Origin of the sequence: Desulfomonile tiedjei, assembly GCA_016212925.1 — a bacterium.
Lineage (GTDB): Bacteria > Desulfobacterota > Desulfomonilia > Desulfomonilales > Desulfomonilaceae > JACRDF01.
Genome location: JACRDF010000022.1, coordinates 43727 through 61865, shown reverse-complemented (window position 1 = coordinate 61865; position 18139 = coordinate 43727). Strand labels below are relative to the sequence as shown.

The following is an 18139-nucleotide window of genomic DNA, read 5'->3' as shown; positions in this document are numbered from 1 at the left end:
ATGCGGAACGTTTTTCTGCCCCGTGACCCCGAAGAGCTTTGGGCAATTTTGCAGAAAGAGCCTGACGCGGCGATTTACGCGGGCGGAACTGACGTGCTGGTGATGATGCGCTCGCGCCGACTCAACCCTCCGTGCCTGATTTGCCTGGAACGCCTGGAGGCCCTCAAGGGCATTCGAGAGCACGGCGAAGAGGTTTTCATCGGAGCCGCCACTACTCATAGCCGCGTTGCAGCCCACCAACTAATCAGACAGCATTTTCCCGTCCTGGCCAAAGGAGCAAGCGTGCTCGGCTCGGCACCCATTCGGCATATGGGAACCATAGGGGGCAACATCGTGACTGCCTCCCCTGCCGGAGACACCCTTCCGGCCCTTTACGTCCTCGAGGCCGAAGTGGAAATCGGTTCGGCAAACCAAACCAGACGCGTCCCCTTGAACGAATTTATCACCGGACCGGGAACGGTGGGCCTCGCACAGGGTGAAGCACTCACCGGAGTGTGGCTGAAAAAGACTTCCGGGTGGAGTGTGTCTCACTACGAGAAAGTCGGCAGGCGGAAAGCCCAAGCCTGTGCCGTGGCCAGCATGGCAGCTCTTTTGAACGTGTCGGAGGCAGGTATGGTAGAGGACGCGCGACTTGCCTGGGGCAGTGTCGGCCCGACCGTGGTCACTTCCCGAGCGGTGGAGACCGCCCTAATTGGCGAGCAGCTCACCTCGGCCACGTTGAAAAGCGCTGCTCGCCTGGTCGAAGAAGCCGTATCCCCCATAGACGATGTTCGGGCCTCCGCGGAGTACCGCCGCGTGGTCGCCGGCGCTCTGCTTTCGCGTCTTTCCCTTGAAGGGAAGAGCCGGTTGTAAAAACCTCGCGGCCGAACAAGTACTCATTCAGTTACGCGAGGGAATTTGCCGTTCCCTGTCATTGCGAGGAGTGGAACGACGAAGCAATCTCCGCCTTCAAACGCTGAGATTGCTTCGCTGCGCTTGCAATGACACGTTTTAAGCGGGAAGGCTCCCCCGCAATACTGAATGGTTGCCACAACAATAAGTAGTCTATTGACAATAAGACTTATGGTCCTAGAACATGTCCCATCGTTCTCACCGATTTTAGAGTCGGAAGACTTAACAGGAACCTCCAATAAGCCTGAGTGATGCAAACAGAACCTACCTACAGCCCCCGCGGATCAGGACCGGAAAACAAAGATATTGCTGTTTCCGCGCGCGACCTCGGCAAATGTTACCGAATTTATCGCTTTCCCAAAGACAAGCTCAAAGAGGTTCTGCTTTTGGGGCGACGGTTCTATCACCGGGAGTTTTGGGCCCTCCGAGACGTCTCCTTTGACCTTAATAAAGGCGAAACAGTCGGCATCGTCGGAAGAAACGGCAGTGGAAAAAGCACTCTGTTACAGATAATATGTGGGACACTGGCTCCCACGACGGGAACCGCAGAAATCTACGGACGGGTGTCAGCCTTGCTCGAACTGGGCGCGGGGTTCAGCCCTGAATTCACAGGCAAGGAAAACGTTTACATGAACGCGTCCATCCTCGGTCTTTCCCGCAAAGAGATTGACGAGCGATATCAGGAAATTGTGGAGTTTGCCGACATCGGGGATTTTATCAACCAGCCGGTCAGGACATACTCCAGCGGCATGTACGTCCGCCTGGCATTCGCGGTGGCCATTAATGTGGAGCCTCAAGTTCTGGTGGTTGATGAAGCGCTGTCTGTGGGTGACGAGATCTTCCAGCGCAAGTGCTTTTCCCGGATTCGGGCCCTCAAAAAAAAGGGCTGCTCGATTCTCTTTGTCTCACATTCAGGGGCTACGGTTATCGAGTTGTGCGACAGAGCCATGCTGCTGGATAAAGGCGAGTGCGTCCTGAGCGGCGACCCCAAGCAGGTGGTCAGTAATTATCACAAGCTTATCAGCGCCCCTCGGGAAGACCAGGAGCGTTTGAGAGACGAGCTGCGTTCCCGGAAAGGACCTACGGAGGCGAGACTCGAGAAGGAATCGGTTGACACCGAGCGATTGGGAAGGGTCCGCCAAACGGGCGAAAAGCCCTTTTACGACCCTGACTTGGTCCCCAAAACAACCGTACGCTACGTTTCCAGAGGAGCGGAAATCTCCAACCCTGTGATAACCGCTCTGGATGGCGAGATCGTGAATAATCTTGTAGGCGGCGACGAATACCTTTATTGCTACACGGTAAGGTTTCACGAAGAGGCTTCTTCAGTCCGGTTCGGGATGCTCATCAAGACCGTAACCGGGTTCGAGCTTGGCGGAGCGAAAGATGCCACTTTTGACGAAGCGATATTGGTTGTGGAGGCTGGGACCGTCGTCGATGTGAAGTTCAGGTTCAGTTGTTCTTTATTGCCAGGAGTTTATTTCTTGAACTGCGGCGTGGTGGGAAACGTGGAGGGCGTCGAAACCTTTCTGGATAGATGCGTTGACGCGGTAATGTTCAGGGTCATGCCTCAGCCGGACATGCGACCGGCAGGAATCGTCGATTTCAGGATCAGAGCCTCAATTGATATGCGGCGGGAACAGTAAAAAGACATTATATTGTCGCCAAGAGTTTTGGCATCTAAGACTCTCTGTAAGGTATTCGTTCAGTTACGAGGGGCGGAAGATTGTCATTGCGAGCGAAGCGAAGCAATCTCAGCGCATAAAAGCAGAGATTGCTTCGTCGTTTCACTCCTCGCAATGACAGAAAAGCGGCAACTCCCCCGCGTAAGTGAATGGTTGCCTCTGCAAGTAGCATCACCACGTACGATTTTGGTCTGGTTTCAAATTGACTTTCGCTTGCCGGTCAGTACCTCCCGGAGAGCCTGGACACTCGTCGCCAACGTTTTATAAATACCGTGTTCCTTACGAAATGCCCATACGCGCTCGAGCAGATCAGGATTTCGGGTCGCCAGGTAATGCCTGCCCAGTCTCAGAAGCTCCTTGTGCGTGGGGTCGTAGGACGCTCTGAGCATCCTTATCATTTCCCTGGGAGTCGGAAGCGGGGGCTCATGGTCGCGCACGAAACGCATCGAGAAGTTAATTACGTTGGAACCTATGAGAAAGTAGTTGTAGTTGCCGCCTGAACACTTCAAGCCGTGCATGGCGGTCAGTAAGCCCAAAGTAAAGGGATCAAAGAACAAGGTGTGGTAGATGTCTCGGTATTTTTCTTGTTCCAAACTTGTGTCATCTGTCAGAGGGGTATGAAGAACTATCATACCCTCCTTTTCGAGGCACTTGAGCAATTGTTTCAGGAAGGTATGCGGGCATGATACGTGCTCGATCACATGGCAGGCCCAAATGCAATCATATTTCTCTTTGCACTCGAAGTCATCCAAAGATGTTCTTACTACATCAATGTTCAGTTCTTCGCGTACGAATTCGACGTGCGACGCGGACAGATCCAGTCCGGTGACCTCAAACCCTATTTGCTGAAACACCCATAAATGAGTCCCCCGGCCGCAACCGACGTCAAGAAAGCGCGGTTTGCGGGAATGCTTCCTTTGAAACTCTTCTCCCCAAGCCTGGAATCCCTCTGCTATTGTTGCTACTTTGTGGCGCTCCAGATAGTCTCTCCCCTCAGGGCCGGTGAAGTTGCTCACGGCAAAACTGTCATCAAGAAAGCGTTCGTACCCCGGACACTCATACAAGCTGGCAAGCTCTTCTTCAGTATACGTGGGATGGATAAATTGCATTCCGCACACCGAGCACCGGAAGACTTCTCTATTAAAGGTTTCTAGGTCCGTCACGTATGGGGCGTAACCTTTAATGGTGGTGAGGTCGGACCTACGTCCCAGCAATGTTGTCTCGCTGTCACCGCACACCGGACAGGTATTGGCCTCATGGCGGTGACCCGACGATACGGGCTTCACGCCAGGGCTAGCTTGGTTGTTCATCCCGTGCCGATCCCCAAGTACATACTGAAATAACAGAGAAGCCGCTGATCCCGCGCCTGCGCAAGACCGCCCGCTTTACGCTGGAAAGTCACTTTCAGCGCATTCCGTCGAACAGTACATCACCGCTATTCGCCAGTCAACGTCGAAAGTCTACACGGCATCGGCCTCCTGTAAACCGCGGAAGTGTTTCCGTGTCCGCTGATTGATGCTATCATGCCAAAACTTCGACCACGTAATACCAATGTGCGTTCCGGCGAGTAATAGCAGAGCAAGGGAACCGGCGATTCCAGGAGAACCAACATGGCCGTAAAGTGCCCGGTCTGTAGCGCCACCGATTGTCGCCGCCTGGGAAAGAGATCTGATTTCAGACCATTGGACGAATACGCGGTTTATGTTCATGACATTTCGGTGTACGACCGGGATGTCCATCTGTGCACAGTTTGTGGTCTCCAGTTCATTGACCCGATTTATGACTCGAAAGACCTCGATGGCCTGTACAATCAAGAGGGTTATGAAGAGTTTCTCAGCAATACGCATCTCTTCGAAAGCCCTCACGATCCTGGCGCGCGCGGCATTCTCGAGCAGTGGAAGTCCAAATTCTTGGCCGCGGGAGTTGATTCCTGGCTGAAGGGATTTCGCCGGAGTAATACGACGGCCCCCACCTTCCTTGACGTTGGCTGTGGCCGGGGCCATAACTCGCTGATTTTTAAAGAACTAGGCTTTGAAGTTACGGGCATTGACCTGAGCGAAATTCAGATCCGCTACGTTCGAACCCACCTGGGACTTAGCGTAAAGAAGGCTTCCCTGGAAGATTTGGACACTGCGGAGAAATTTGACTGTATCCTTGCTGCGCACGTCATCGAACATGTTACAAATCCCCATGCATTTATGGTCAAGCTCGCGGACCTGCTTGCTCCCGGAGGAGTGCTCCTCATTGAGACACCGCTAACCAATGACTGGGGCATTGAGCAACACAGATATCGTGACATATATCACACCTTGTTTTTCGACCATTTCTCGCTCGCCTTGCTGGCCGGCATGCATGGATTCCAGTACCGAGAATCCATGAATGTCATTTGGAAGGCTGATTCAGATAGTATGGACATGTTGGTTTCGTTCGATCCGAACCGACAATTATCGGAGTACGAGCTGCCGCCTGCACAAATAAGGCATCTCAGAGCTTGCCACGATGCGGTACATAAGGACTATCTTAGGCTTGCACGATATTATTTGGGAAAAGAGTTCGAGAGGAGTTCCAAAAGCATCCTGCGAAGTGGCTTGGCATACTGGCGCAAGTTCGGATCTATTGCTGCGGCCAAGAGAACTGTGTTATTCTTAAAAGACAGGTACTTAAACCGAGTTGGCTGACACCTGAAAAACCTGCCTTACTGAGGTAACATATGCGGATGCTGGTAACTGGAGCCGGCGGTTTGATAGGCTCTGAAGTGGTTTCCTACTATTCAGACAGAGCGAAATCAATAATAGGCATAGACAACAACATGCGGGCTGATTTCTTCGGCCCTGAAGGCGATACCCGTTGGAACGTCAAACGCCTCGAGTCCATTCATCCAAATTTCAAGAATCACGATATTGACATCAGGAACCGAGAAGCCGTCTTCGACCTGTTCGAACAAGCTTCCATCGATGTCGTGGTTCACTGTGCAGCCCAACCGTCTCACGATCTTGCCGCGAGTCGGCCTCTGGACGACTTCGATGTCAACGCGGGCGGTACTCTCAACCTCTTGGAGGCCTGCCGACAGCATCGGCCGGATGCCGTGTTTGCTCACCTAAGCACCAACAAGGTCTATGGGGACGCTCCGAATCTTCTGCCGCTGAAGGAATTGGAGAAAAGGTATGATTTTGACCGGCACGAGGATTTCAACGGCATAAAAGAAGACTTCACAATCGATAATTCAAAGCATTCAATCTTTGGCGCATCAAAGGTTGCCGCGGACATCATGGTCCAGGAGTATGGAAAATATTTCGGAATGAAGACTGTTTGCTATCGCGGCGGCTGCCTGACCGGACCAAATCATGCCGGGGTTGAACTGCACGGCTTTCTCAACTATCTGGTCAAGGTGAATGTGCAGGGCGGACTGTACAAGGTGTTCGGGTACAAGGGAAAGCAGGTGCGAGACAACATACATAGCCTCGATGTGGCCCGAGCCATTGACTGCTACATCGAAAACCCCCGACCCGGCGAAGTTTACAACTTGGGCGGCGGCAGAGGTAATTCCTGCTCCATCCTGGAAGCTTTTGAAATGACTGAGAGTATTACCGGCAAGCCGATGAATCACGAGTACGTCGAAAAAAACCGTGAAGGCGACCACATCTGTTACATCTCAGACCTGTCGAAACTCAAAAGAGACTACCCTTCATGGGATATAACCGTAACCCTGGATGAGATTTTCCGGCAAATAGCCGAGAGCTGGATCGCAAGATCGAAGACAACAGCGGGGAGAACCTTTTTGTAAAAAGGTTCCTCCCCGCACCCCTCTCCAAAAACTTCTATATCCTGCTCGCTTGGCGGCTTCCGCTGGCAGCGGAAGCCGCCAAGCGAGTGCTATAGAGATTTTCAAAGAGGTACCGGGGCAACTCTCTTTCAGAGAAAGGCCTCGCCCAGAAGTTTAGAAATGGCCTCAAAACCTCGCAGTGAGAAAGAGGTATTGAATCTTCGTGCAGCACACCATTGTCGGCTCTGGCGACAATGGTGCAAAATCATGGGAGTTTTTGGGGAGGGGTCCGGGGAGGCCCTTTTTGTTCGGCCTCCCCGGAAACTCTTCCAAGAAATCATAGGTTTCGCAACCATTTCTACGGCTTGAAAGCGAATTCCAATAATGCCTAGCATGCGCATCATAATCACCGGAGGCGCCGGATTCGTAGGCTTCAACCTGACCAGGGACCTTGCCGAGGCGGGTCATCAGGTCACGGTGTTCGATAACCTTGTCCGTCGAGGAAGCGAGATGAACGTGCCCAAGCTGCTGAAGTTGGGCATTCGCTTCATCCACGGTGACATAAGAAGGGTCGAGGACTTTGCCGAATTGCCTGCTGACGCTGATTGCCTGATTGAATGTTCCGCACAACCTTCGGTCGTTTCCGGTTACGCCAATCCCCTATATGACTTCACTACCAACGTGGCCGGCGTCATCAACTGCCTGGAATTTTGCCGAACCCGAGGGATCGGCATGATTTTTTTGAGTTCAAGCAGAGTTTATCCGGCTGACAAGGTCAACTCTCTGACGGTGGTGGAGCGGGCGACTCGATGGGATTGGGATGCGCATGTCTCCAGTGAGTCGCTGCCACGAGGATTTGATCCGTTGAACGGGATCAGTGCGCAGTTCGATATGGACGGCGCGACTAAAACCATATACGGGGCATCCAAAGCGGCCGCTGATTTTTTCTGCCAGGAATACTCCGACGCGTTCAACCTACCTGTCATAATAAACCGATGCGGTGTGATCGCCGGAGAGGGGCAGTTCGGAGTAGTTCATCAGGGATGGCTAACCTTCTGGGCCATTAGCTGTTTTTTTGGAAGACCGATCGCCTACCTGGGCTACAAAGGCAAACAAGTTCGTGATATTCTGTTTATCAACGACTTGTGCTCCTTAGTCCGGATTCAGTTGGAAAGACTTCAGCAACTCTCGGGCCGAGTATGGAACGTCGGCGGAGGCCGAGAGAATTCCCTCTCACTTGTCGAAGCCACTGAATTGATGGAACGGCTCATGGACAAGAAGCTGGTGACAAGTCATCAAGACCAAATCAGAAAAGGCGACATGATAATATACATAACCGACAACTCGGAGATCACGCGAGACCTCGCTTGGTCCCCAACCGTCTCTATCCAACAAGGCGCGGAGAGCATAGCTCGCTGGGTCCGCGACAACAAGACCGCGCTCGCGGAATCGGGACTCTAATCCAAGTCTCAAAACAACCACGTCGGAATTCTCCGGGTGGTCCGGAAAGCTTAACAGGCGCGATGATTTCATGAAAATATTGATGTTGAATCCCCCTTGGTCCAAGGGAGGCCTCTACGGAGTTCGAGCCGGCAGCAGATGGCCCCACCTGGAAGACTGTGCAATCACTGATTATATGCCTTTCCCGTTCTTCATGGCGTATGCTGCGGCGGTGCTTGAGAGAGCAGGAAAGCAGGTCTCGGTTGTCGATGCATGCGCAGAGAAGTTGAACGACGAAGCGTGCCTTTCCCGTATCACCGAGGCGGACCCCGACCTCGTGATTTTGGAAACAGCCACTCCTACTGTTGACCTGGATCTGGCCTTCGCATCCAAGATCAAAGAGCGGCATTCAAAGGCCTTGATCGCCTTTTGCGGCACGCATGCCCTGATGCTTGAGCCCGACTTTCTTGCGAAAAACGGGCAGGTGAGTTTTGTCTTCCGCGGGGAATACGAAATGATCCTGCATGATTTGGTGCACGTGCTCGAACAAGGCGGAGACCTTGGCCAGATCAAAGGCCTTGTCTACAGAGGTTCCGACGGGAAAGCCCACGACAATGGGCCGAGGCCGCTGCTGAAAGACATTGATTCATTGCCCTGGCCGGCCAGGCATCTTTTTCACATGGAGCTGTATAACGACAGGCCCGGCGGGATTCCGGTCCCGTCTCTGCAAATGTGGGCCAGTCGAGGATGCCCGTACCAGTGTGTCTTCTGTGTCTGGCCCCAGATAATGTACGGCGGGAATCGTTATCGTGCCCGCAACCCTGTGGATGTGGTCGACGAGCTTGAATACTGCCTAAAAAAGTGGCCGTTCAAATCCTTCTATTTCGACGACGACACTTTTAATGTAGGAAAAGAGAGGATAATCCGCCTTAGCCGTGAAATAAAGTCCCGGAAAATAGGACTGCCCTGGTCTGTCATGGCACGCGCGGACCTTGTGGATCGGGAAGTCCTCCAAGAAATGAAAGACGCAGGGCTGGTTTCGTTGAAATACGGGATGGAGTCCGGTGTCCAGGAGTTGATCGACGCCAGCGGAAAGAACTTACAGATCAAGCAGGTTGAAGAAGCGGTAAGGATCTCCAAGGAGCTGGACATAGAGGTGCACCTGACTTTTACCTTCGGACTTCCCGGTGAAACCAAAGAAACCATCCGTCGTACCATTCAAAAGGCCATTGAACTGGATCCATTTTCCGTTCAATTCAGTGTGGCCACACCCTTCCCGGGCACGGCGTACTATGCTGACCTGTTGAAAAAAGGTCATATTTTGACCAAAAATTGGGAAGAGTACAGCGGGTCGACCGGCGCTGTCCACAGGACCAATGAGCTGACCAAGTCAGACCTCGATAGGGCCCTACAGGAAGCCCACGCCTTGTGGAATATCCACCTTATGGCATCTCGTGAACGCTGGCCGCGACTCGTTTTGCAGGGAATCAGGCATCCGGGCAGAGCGCTGGCTACTCTGAATAAGATGCTTCGATTTCGTTTCGGGTTGGGATGATTTCCTCTTTCCGCTCGCAATTCACGATGAAGTGATATGGAATTAAATGGTTTCTCTGGCTAGGAAACTGTTCACTGTAATCAGAGTTCTTGGCCTTCCGTCCATCGCGTTGCTCGGGGCATGGGTAATTTTCTTTCCCGTCCTATGGATCTACGCACGGTTTTTCCCGAGGAAATCCGACCGCGTCCTGTTCTGGACCAATGAAGGCTTCCGTGTCGCGCCGTCCAGGCTAAGATGTTACGGGTTTTGCGCTGAAATGAAAAAGCGGGGGGCTGACGCCAGTGTCTTGTCTTTTTGGGATCACATTGCCCATTACAAAGGTCTCCCGCCCTTTGAGATTTCGCTCTTCCGCAGAATTCTGTTGCTATTTAATGCAATGATGGCCGCGGTCCACTCGCGCGCGGGCATTTTGTTCGCACAGCGGCCTTTCTATGAGTTCTTGCCTCTGCTCTGCTTGAAGATCATGTACCCCTTCTCGTTGAAAATCTGGACCGATGTCGACGACTGGATCTATGAATATTCTCTCGGCTCATACGTGAATTTTAGAGATACGTTGCCTGTTCACACCCTTATTTCCGAGGGATGTGTGGTCTCAAGCCGGCATCTTGAACAGGAGATGCACAAACACTACAACAGGGTTGAGATCATCCCGACTTTCCCCGACGCCACTATGTTTCAACCGTCAACCGACTCCAAACCAGGTGAGGCATTGGTGGTGTTCGCGTGGACCGGCACGCTTTTTATGGAAATGAACCTTAAGGATGTGGTCTTCCTCATAAGAGCTTTCGAGCTGCTGAAGGACGACAGGGCGGTCCTGGAGATCGTAGGGGCTGGGCATTTTCTTGACGAAGCGAAGCGTGAGGCGGACAAAATCGCCAAACACGCAAATGTGGCCTTCCTTGGCTGGAGAGAACCGGAAACCATGCCGGATTACTATGCGGGGATTGACGTGGGGCTGTACCCCCTCACCACGCACGACGATTTTTCGCGTTCCAAGAGTCCGACGAAACTGTTCGAGTACATGGCCTGCGGCAAACCAACCGTCGCGACCGATTTCGGCGAAGCACCCAGATTTGTCGAACACGGGGTCACCGCTTTCATAGCGGCCACGGAGGAGGATTTCGCAACTTGCTGCACACTGCTTCTCAATGATCCTGAATTACGGAAGAGAATGGGCCGGAACGCGAGGAGGAAAATAGAAACTGAATATAATATCTCTGCGGCAGCTTCAAAATTGAGTGAAATCCTAAATTTAAGACGGTGATGTTCGCTCCTCAACAGTTGTACTCTTTGCCAAAAGTTTTGTCCGATTCGACGCGCCATCATTCATCCCGTCGGAATATTTTGTATGCTTCCGCGGACACAGACGTGAAGCGGATCACGGCTTCACATTTGTCTTCAATTCGTTCAGTCGAGACTACTTTCGCGTACACTTCGCCTTCCACCGCCTTGGTCGCGCCATCGAGGAGCAACACCCGCAGGTTCTCCCATTGGCGGACGTCCTGGTCCAACGTGATCCGTGCCGATGTGAGGGAGGCATGGGTGATTTCCGCGGAGATCTCCGCCTGGGTGACGGTCTTCTGGTCCAGGCGTCTGATTCGAGCGTAGATTTTTTCGGGAAGCCGTATCGGCGGGTCATCATGGTCGCTGAGGTGCACGTCATAAGGTCCGCCGATGCCCCGCACGTCATATAAGGACACCTGGCCTGATATGCCTTTCATTTCAACGTGGAGGACATTCCGAACATCGAGCAGGTTTGATAGACGGTCGTGAGTGGAACTGCTGATCAAAACTTGCCCGCCTACGGTGAAAGACTCCATTCTACCCGTGAAGTTCACTTGGGAGCCCACTGCACCGTATTTCGTTCGCTTCTCCGAACCGATGTTTCCCACAACCACGCGTCCCGTGTTCACTGCGACGCCCATCTCGATGCGCGGCAGCCCGTCAGCTTCATTAAGAGCGTTGATCGCGTCCATGGCCTCCTGCATTTTCAGCGCGCACGCGACAGCTCGCGCGGGGTGGTCTTCCAGCGGTTCTGGCGCGCCAAAAAAAGCCAGGATGCCATCTCCTATGATCTCGTCGATGGTGCCACGGTAATCAAGCAGAATTTCCAGCATCTTGCCAAGGTAACGGTTTAAGAACGTGATCACCTGTTCCGGTTGCATATTGGCCGTAAGAGCCGTGAAGCCCCTGATGTCGGACATTACGATAGAGATTTCTCGACTCTCTCCCCCAAGCCGCAGACCGTCTTTTGCCTCCAGCAGACGAGTCACCACTTCACGGGTCAAATAGCGACCAAAGGTATCCCGTATGAAATCCCTCTGCTTGAGACCTTCGGTCATGTCCATAAACGCCTTGGCGAGCTGACCTACTTCGTCATGAGTCCGGATATCTGAAAGATCAATATTGAGATCGCCCCGCGCGACCTTTGCGGTTGCCCCGGCCATGCGACGCAGCGGACCTGCAATGGATCGAGCCACAAGGAGACTTACTGCAAGCAGCAGTGTAATCCCCAGAAGTCCCAACACCTCGTTAGTCAGATGGAGTTGGTTTACTCCCGCGAACAGCTCCTCCTTCGGCAAGACGGCACCCAGGGCCCAACCCGAGGATGGAATGCGGGCATAGGCCAGAAATGCCTCTTCTCCCCTGAGGCTCCTGCCCAGGTCCACGAACCCGGATTTTCGCTGAATCATCTCGCGGCCTATTTCTCGCAACTTCGGCCTGTTAAGTTCTTCTGCCAGGCTAAATATGGATTCCCGCATGACAAGTTCGCTTCGCGGGTGGGTGACAAAGTTTCCGTTGCCGGAAATGAGAAACCCGTATCCCGTGCGGCCCACGCTCATGCCGGCCACGAACTTGCCGAGCCATTCCAAAGACACGTCCGCGGTAATGATGGCCTTGACGTTAGATCCTCTGCCTTCGTCAGCCTCCGCGAAGAGCGGAAATGAATAGGTGGCCATAAGTATGTTGCCGCCGCCTTCATCGAAGTAGGGCTCGCTCCATACAGGGCCTTTCAGCTCTTTGGGTATGTGGTACCAGTCCTGCTGGAAATAGTTGTATTCCGGAGTCGCGAGCTGAACGTACTCGACCGTCTTGGCCTTTTTGCAAAAATAGGGTGCGTAGGTCCTCCTGGTGACGTCAAAAGCATAGGGTTCGTACGCGACCGCAACGCCAAATACCTCGCTGTTGTCTTCCACCATTTGACGCATTATGCGGTGAAGGGTGTTTTCGTTATACCGGGAACTTTCAAGAAAGCAGGCAAGGTTCCTCGGGACTTTTTCCACTCCTCTGAATTCTCGTTCGATCCGGTTCGCTACTGCCTTGGCGAGATTTACCGCGCTGCGTTCCGTCTCTTCGAGGATCATACGCTTGCTGCATACATAACTGTACGCAAGGATGCCTGAAAAAACCACGGCTGTGCCCACGAGCACGAGGAGCGTTATCTTTACGGCTATACTTCGAAGGCCCAGGAACCTCATTTGGGGCCTCGATAAAACTCGGCAAATGGGGGAATATCGTTTATGAGATTAAAATCGAGCAGTATTCCGGCTACTCTGGAGTAATCTTCGATTTTCAGCTTGCCAAGCCCTGACCCATTACCATCCGGTAGGATAAGGTCTTTCATGCGGGCAAGCATCCAGCGTTGATGGGCCCTGTTGGTACCCGTGTGGGCCTCTTCCGCGTATCTCATGACCACATCCAGGGCCTCTTCCGGGTGCTTGAAGGCATAAAGCCACCCCCTGAGAGAGGCGTCTACTACTCGCGCACATACTTCCGGGTTGGCGAGGAATGTCTCTTCAAGACAATAGATCCCATCTTCGGGAAAGTTCAACCCGAAGTCCTTCAGGAAGAAAGCCGTAAGCTCGTCCGGATTGAGGCCGCAGTTGAGAAGGGCGTGGTATTCATTGTACCACATGGCCGATATGGCATCCACTCCGCTTCTTAAGAATAGGTTCGCTGTGCAGTAGAGCGGAACCATCTCGACCATGAGGTTATTTTGACGAAAGAAAGCCCGTGGTTGTATGCGGAAATCTCCTTCCCAAAGGCCTACTCGTTTCCCATGTAAGTCGGCCGGTGAGGTAATACCGCTATTTTTCTTGGCAATCAGCATCAGCGCCGACTGCTGAACTATCTGTCCCAGGTTTATTACTCGGTTTCCCGCGCTCCTTTGCTGGATACCTGTGGAGAGCCAAGCTGTGCAAAACGTGGCGCGCCCGCTGGACAGCATCTCAAAAGGAAGACTGTCAGGACCGCCCCTGATGAGGGTAAGGTCAAGGCCGGCCTCTCTGTAAAACCCCTTTTCCAAGGCCACCATATAGCCTGCGAACTGTGCCTGTGGCATCCACTGAGGGACCAGAGAAACCTTGGTCACAGTCTCGGCCGCACAGAACGTCGCAGCCATGCAACTCAGTAGGACCAAAGAAACGACTATGCAGAGGTTCTTCATTATGCCGGTAAAAACATGACACATTAGGCCGGAGATTATATGCCCGTGAACCCTTGCGGATTGGAACAGCACTTGTCGGTTGACAAGAAGCCTCCGCGGCTCAATCCGGTAGTCATTCGAAGAATACCATTATGAAAGCTCGGAGTCTAATTTTTCCCCTTTCTTTGTCCGTCCTTTTTTCTGCCTACCCCTACCTGTTCGTCATTCAGGCCGAACTATCCAAATGTAATACGATCATGGTCACATGGAACAACAGTTCGCTCGTGGCCGGGATCCGTAGTGAAGCGCATTCGTTAGGGTTTGTAGTACATTAACGAATGTGCGTGCGGGTTCACCATGTCCAGCAAAGACTGTTGCTCCTCCTGGGACATCGGGCTGAAAGATCCGGCAAAAACTACATTTTCTTCAAGTTGCTCCACGGAATCACATCCGATCACTACATTGGTGATTGGTTGGGACAAGGCAAAGTGGAGGAAAGGTTTCATGGACGCGTACGCGGGCAATTTTGACGCGAAGCCCCGAAGATAGACCTTCATTCCTATTATCCCCATGCGCTTTTCGTTTGCCAAAGGAACGACTCCATCGAGGAAGCTCCGGTAAAACGGCTCAGCCGGGTTCACCGGAAGGAGAACCGTATCGAAATCGAACATCTCAATGCATTTCTTGATTATCATGGGATCATGGTGGCCGGTGACGCCGATGAACCGCGTGAGGCCCTTTTCCTTGGCCTCCACAAACGCTTCGATCGCGCCGTTCGGCCCAAAGATTTGCGCAATGTCTTCTTCGCTCCTGACGTCATGAACTTGCCACAGATCCAGGTGGTCGGTCTTCATGTTTGTCAAGGTCTGGCGCAAATGATCCAGAGCGCCTCTTTTATCTCTGGCGTGGGACTTGCTCGTGAGAAAGATCTCGTCACGTCTTTGTCTCAGTGCGTTCCCGTAATATGCCTCACTGCCGGAATATGCCAGCGCGGATTCGCAATAGTTGATCCCAAGGTCGATTGCCCGATTGATTAATTCGTATGCCGCCTTGTCATACCCAAAGGTCCTGAGGACCCCTTCCCCTCCAAGTCCCAAGATGGTGACTTCCACGCCGGTTTTGCCTAGTTTCCTTTTCGGAATTTCCATGAACGTTTCCTCTCCGAAGGCGTTTCACGTCCTTGCGTTTCGCGAAGACCAGGCCTCTACATTTTAGAGTATTTACTCTGAAGGTCGTTGCAAACTGTGATTTTGAGCAACATAATGCTCAAAGCCTCGACGGTCATGATCTGCGGTTTATGGCTTTTGCCAGAAACTCTGGCTTCTTCCATTCGGCAACCAGCCGGCGAGTACTATGGCTTGGGTGCGATTGCTGAAACTGGCTCAGAATTGGGGAGCGGAGGATTTCTCATGTAGGGGCGCTTCGAGAAGCGCCCTAATTTCGGGCGGTTCACGAACCGCCCCTACCGGTGCCATAGCAGAATCCTCGATTCTGAGACAGTTTCTGCTAGCTTGCCCAGCAGTGGCACCCGCAGCAAAGTCATGCCCCAGTAATGGTGCGACGCGCTGAGATGAGGCGGGCCTTCTTAAGAGCAATCGGACGCCAATTCTGGCAACCACTATTATTATGCGAAAACACGACTATCTCCTATTCGTTTTGATCTTTCTGTTGGCCTTGGCGGCTTTCGTCCGGGACGCGGCAGCCCAGCCCAAGGAATTTGAAGACAAAGACCAATCACTCATTAAAGCGGCTACCTATGGCGTGCTGCCCGCGGTGCAGCGGTTTCTCCGAGAGGGCGCGGATGTAAACGCGAGGGACAAGAAACGTCGTCTGACCGCTTTGATGTGGGCATCGCTAAATGGGCATGTTGAAATTGTCAAAGTGCTGCTCGACAAGGGCGCGGACCTGGAGGCTACCAGTGACGACGGTGCCACTGCGTTGATCGCGGCTGCGGGTCAAGGCTCTCTCCCCGTTGCTCAGCAACTCCTGGACAGAGGAGCCGACATTAATGCCAAGACAAACAAGAGGGTTACGGCACTGATCGCGGCCGCTGGCGCAGGACATTTCCCCTTAGTGAGGCTCCTCCTAGATCGCGGTGCAGACGTCAACGCCCGAACCGCTAAAGGCGCCACCGCGCTGTTATGGGCTTCTGCAAACGGTCGTGCCGATGTGGTGGAATTGTTGCTTGAAAGAAAGGCCGGTATTAATGCCAAATATGACGGCCGTGAAACCGCCTTGAGCCTCGCCCGCAAGAACGGCCACCAGCAAGTGCGGGAACTGCTGCTCAAACACGGCGCGGGGGAATGACGCCAATCGGGGATGAAGTCGGAGCATCGGCACCTAGGCCCTGTAGGGTGCGGTTCCGTTAGCCACCGTCTCAGCCCGGTTGTGTGGGGCCTTTTTCGCGACCGATGCGGTTCGCTTCGTTCACCACATCCCACAACTCGGCAAAAGCCAAGATTAGCCTTGACTGCTGCGACCATGCAGAAGTATGCTCCAAAACTGGGGGAGAAGCCTATCCGTCGCAAAGAAGAGGCTCGTATCTTTGGCCTAAATAAATTGAAAATTCCGCCCATACTCTCGGGGGGTTTAATCTCATGGACTCAAACATAGTCTGGAAATGTCCGGCATGTGGGATGCCCCAGTCTCACCCATGTGAAGAATGCCCTCAATGCGGGGTAATAGTCGCAAAGTACAATAAGCCGAAAGAATACTTGCCCGCTGGTGCTCAGGAAAACGATCAAGGCTCCGCTGCCCACTCTGGCCCGGGACCTATGTCAGCCTCGCCCGCCGGGATTAGAAGTAGCTTTGGCTATAAGAAACCTCTGACTTCCAAAACAGTGATAATTGGCGTCGCAGCTTTTGTGGGTTTGGCAATCTTAGCTTTACCGTTTATCGAAAACCCAACTGAAGCGCTGTTCCAGGCGTGCGGAGAAGGGGATGAGAAAAAGGTTAAACGACTCTTGAAGAAGGTAGATCCTAACTCTAAAGTAGACGGTCGGTCTCTAATTATGGTGGCTTCCCAAAACGGTCATACTCGAATAGTTGAGGCGCTTTTGGATAGTGGAGCCAACATCAATGACGAATCTCAAGACCGTCTCCCGGGTGAGTGGAATCACCTTAAGAAACCTTTGATCTGGGCAGCTGAGTACGGCCATGGAGAGGTAGTGCACCTGTTGTTGAAAAGGGGGGCGGCCCCAAATCAAATCGATGCCAACGGCAACACGGCCTTGATGTATGCCTGCAAGGAAAACCATGTCGATGTCGTCAATACTTTGATCAGCGCGGGTGCAGACGTCAGACAACAAAACATCAAGGGGCGCGTTGCAATGTATTTCGCTGCTTCGCACGGCCATCCTCGAATAATTCGGACACTTCTTGATTACGAGAGGCAAAATGGAATCGACGTTAATTCAAGAAATATAGCGGATGGTGCCTTGATACTTGCGGCACAGGGGGGCCATGTGGAGGCGATGAAAATACTTATACAGAGCGGCGCTAACATCAACGCCAAGGCCACTGACGGAACGACAGCTTTAATGCTTGCGGCAACCCCCGCGGTTATAGACCTGCTTGTACAAAATGGTGCACGTGTGGCCGAAAAGAATAATAAAGGCAGAACGGCCCTAGAAACGGCGGTAACTGATATTTTTCGTTCCCGTCATGAGTGTGTGGAGCGCCTGCTGAGAGACCGGGGCACCCATGACCGCAAAGATGATGCCCTAATACTGGCGGCAGCATTCGGCAACTTTAAGGATAGCGACAAAATAGTTGAGATGCTTCTGGACGCCGGAGCTGACATTAATGTCGTGACCACAAAAGGCGAGGGCCTCCTGGAGCTGGCCGCCAGTGACTGCAGTCTCAAGGTGGTTGAGTTGCTATTGAACAGAGGCGCAAATAGGGGAGCCGTTTCAGCATATTACAAGGCTGAGGCCCGGGGCGAAGAGTCCTCAGAAGGGAAGGACCCCAATATGCTTCATTTGGAGGGTTTCCCGCCGAATTGCAAGAAGATAGCCACCGTGATTATGGAAAGGAGGCGTAACCAAATTGTGGCCGCTCAAGCGGAGGAGAAACGAACAGCAGAAGCGGGGCAGCGGGCCATAAACGCGGTGAACCAGAGGGAATGCCTTGAACGTTGCGCAGCCTATTACAAGTATCAAGTCCACCCGCATAGTCCAGAGGGGGAAGATGGGCCGAAGAAATGCAGAATGGAATGCTATCGAAAATATGGGGTGTATTAAAAGAAATATTTGTGAGAAGCCTTCAACATATTGACATTACGGCGGTTCTCTAATCACCCCCCACTTTCACATCCGTTTATAGTAGTTCCCAAAAAGTTCTGTTAACAGGAAGCAGCATACTGGACAAGTCACCAGTGG

General features: G+C 52.8%; 13 protein-coding genes. 9 read left to right on the top strand and 4 right to left on the bottom strand.

The genetic code is table 11. The features are described 5' to 3' along the window. Window positions 1-852, top strand: a complete 852-nt coding sequence (locus HY913_09825; GenBank protein ID MBI4963562.1) for a xanthine dehydrogenase family protein subunit M — start codon at window positions 1-3, stop codon at window positions 850-852. 290 nt (window positions 853-1142) lie between these two features. Next, window positions 1143-2537, top strand: a complete 1395-nt coding sequence (locus HY913_09820; GenBank protein MBI4963561.1) for an ABC transporter ATP-binding protein — start codon at window positions 1143-1145, stop codon at window positions 2535-2537. A gap of 236 nt (window positions 2538-2773) precedes the next feature. On the opposite strand, the gene HY913_09815 is transcribed toward HY913_09820, so the two are convergent. Continuing rightward, the gene (locus HY913_09815; GenBank protein MBI4963560.1) at window positions 2774-3886 is read right to left on the bottom strand and encodes a class I SAM-dependent methyltransferase; all 1113 of its coding nucleotides are present in this window, start codon (window positions 3884-3886) and stop codon (window positions 2774-2776) included. 300 nt (window positions 3887-4186) lie between these two features. On the opposite strand from HY913_09815, the gene HY913_09810 reads away from it, so the two are divergent. The 5 genes from HY913_09810 to HY913_09790 all read left to right on the top strand — a co-directional run bounded on the left by HY913_09810 (window position 4187) and on the right by HY913_09790 (window position 10598). Then, complete coding sequence (locus HY913_09810; protein MBI4963559.1) at window positions 4187-5254, top strand: methyltransferase domain-containing protein; 1068 nt, start codon at window positions 4187-4189, stop codon at window positions 5252-5254. 38 nt (window positions 5255-5292) lie between these two features. Continuing rightward, on the top strand, window positions 5293-6360 hold the full coding sequence (locus HY913_09805) for an NAD-dependent epimerase/dehydratase family protein (GenBank protein ID MBI4963558.1): 1068 nt from the start codon (window positions 5293-5295) through the stop codon (window positions 6358-6360). A gap of 372 nt (window positions 6361-6732) precedes the next feature. Continuing rightward, complete coding sequence (locus tag HY913_09800) at window positions 6733-7800, top strand: NAD-dependent epimerase/dehydratase family protein (GenBank protein ID MBI4963557.1); 1068 nt, start codon at window positions 6733-6735, stop codon at window positions 7798-7800. A 70-nt stretch (window positions 7801-7870) separates the two neighbouring features. Continuing rightward, window positions 7871-9334, top strand: a complete 1464-nt coding sequence (locus HY913_09795) for a radical SAM protein (protein MBI4963556.1) — start codon at window positions 7871-7873, stop codon at window positions 9332-9334. Window positions 9335-9380: 46 nt separating this feature from the next. After that, window positions 9381-10598 carry a glycosyltransferase family 4 protein gene (locus HY913_09790; GenBank protein ID MBI4963555.1) on the top strand — a complete coding sequence of 406 codons (1218 nt, stop codon included), beginning with the start codon at window positions 9381-9383 and terminating at the stop codon, window positions 10596-10598. Window positions 10599-10656: 58 nt separating this feature from the next. Here HY913_09790 and HY913_09785 read toward each other — a convergent pair whose 3' ends face one another. The 3 genes from HY913_09785 to HY913_09775 all read right to left on the bottom strand — a co-directional run bounded on the left by HY913_09785 (window position 10657) and on the right by HY913_09775 (window position 14908). Continuing rightward, a complete protein-coding gene (locus HY913_09785) occupies window positions 10657-12813 on the bottom strand; it encodes a HAMP domain-containing protein (GenBank protein ID MBI4963554.1) in 2157 nt (718 codons plus the stop codon). Beyond that, complete coding sequence (locus HY913_09780) at window positions 12810-13781, bottom strand: ABC transporter substrate-binding protein (GenBank protein ID MBI4963553.1); 972 nt, start codon at window positions 13779-13781, stop codon at window positions 12810-12812. The genes HY913_09785 and HY913_09780 overlap by 4 nt, the downstream gene beginning before the upstream one ends. A gap of 293 nt (window positions 13782-14074) precedes the next feature. Then, on the bottom strand, window positions 14075-14908 hold the full coding sequence (locus tag HY913_09775; GenBank protein ID MBI4963552.1) for an aldo/keto reductase: 834 nt from the start codon (window positions 14906-14908) through the stop codon (window positions 14075-14077). 478 nt (window positions 14909-15386) lie between these two features. Between HY913_09775 and HY913_09770 the strand changes: the two genes are divergently transcribed. Further along, window positions 15387-16067, top strand: a complete 681-nt coding sequence (locus tag HY913_09770; protein MBI4963551.1) for an ankyrin repeat domain-containing protein — start codon at window positions 15387-15389, stop codon at window positions 16065-16067. A gap of 290 nt (window positions 16068-16357) precedes the next feature. Further along, a complete protein-coding gene (locus HY913_09765; protein MBI4963550.1) occupies window positions 16358-18001 on the top strand; it encodes an ankyrin repeat domain-containing protein in 1644 nt (547 codons plus the stop codon). The last annotated feature ends 138 nt before the right edge of the window (window positions 18002-18139 follow it).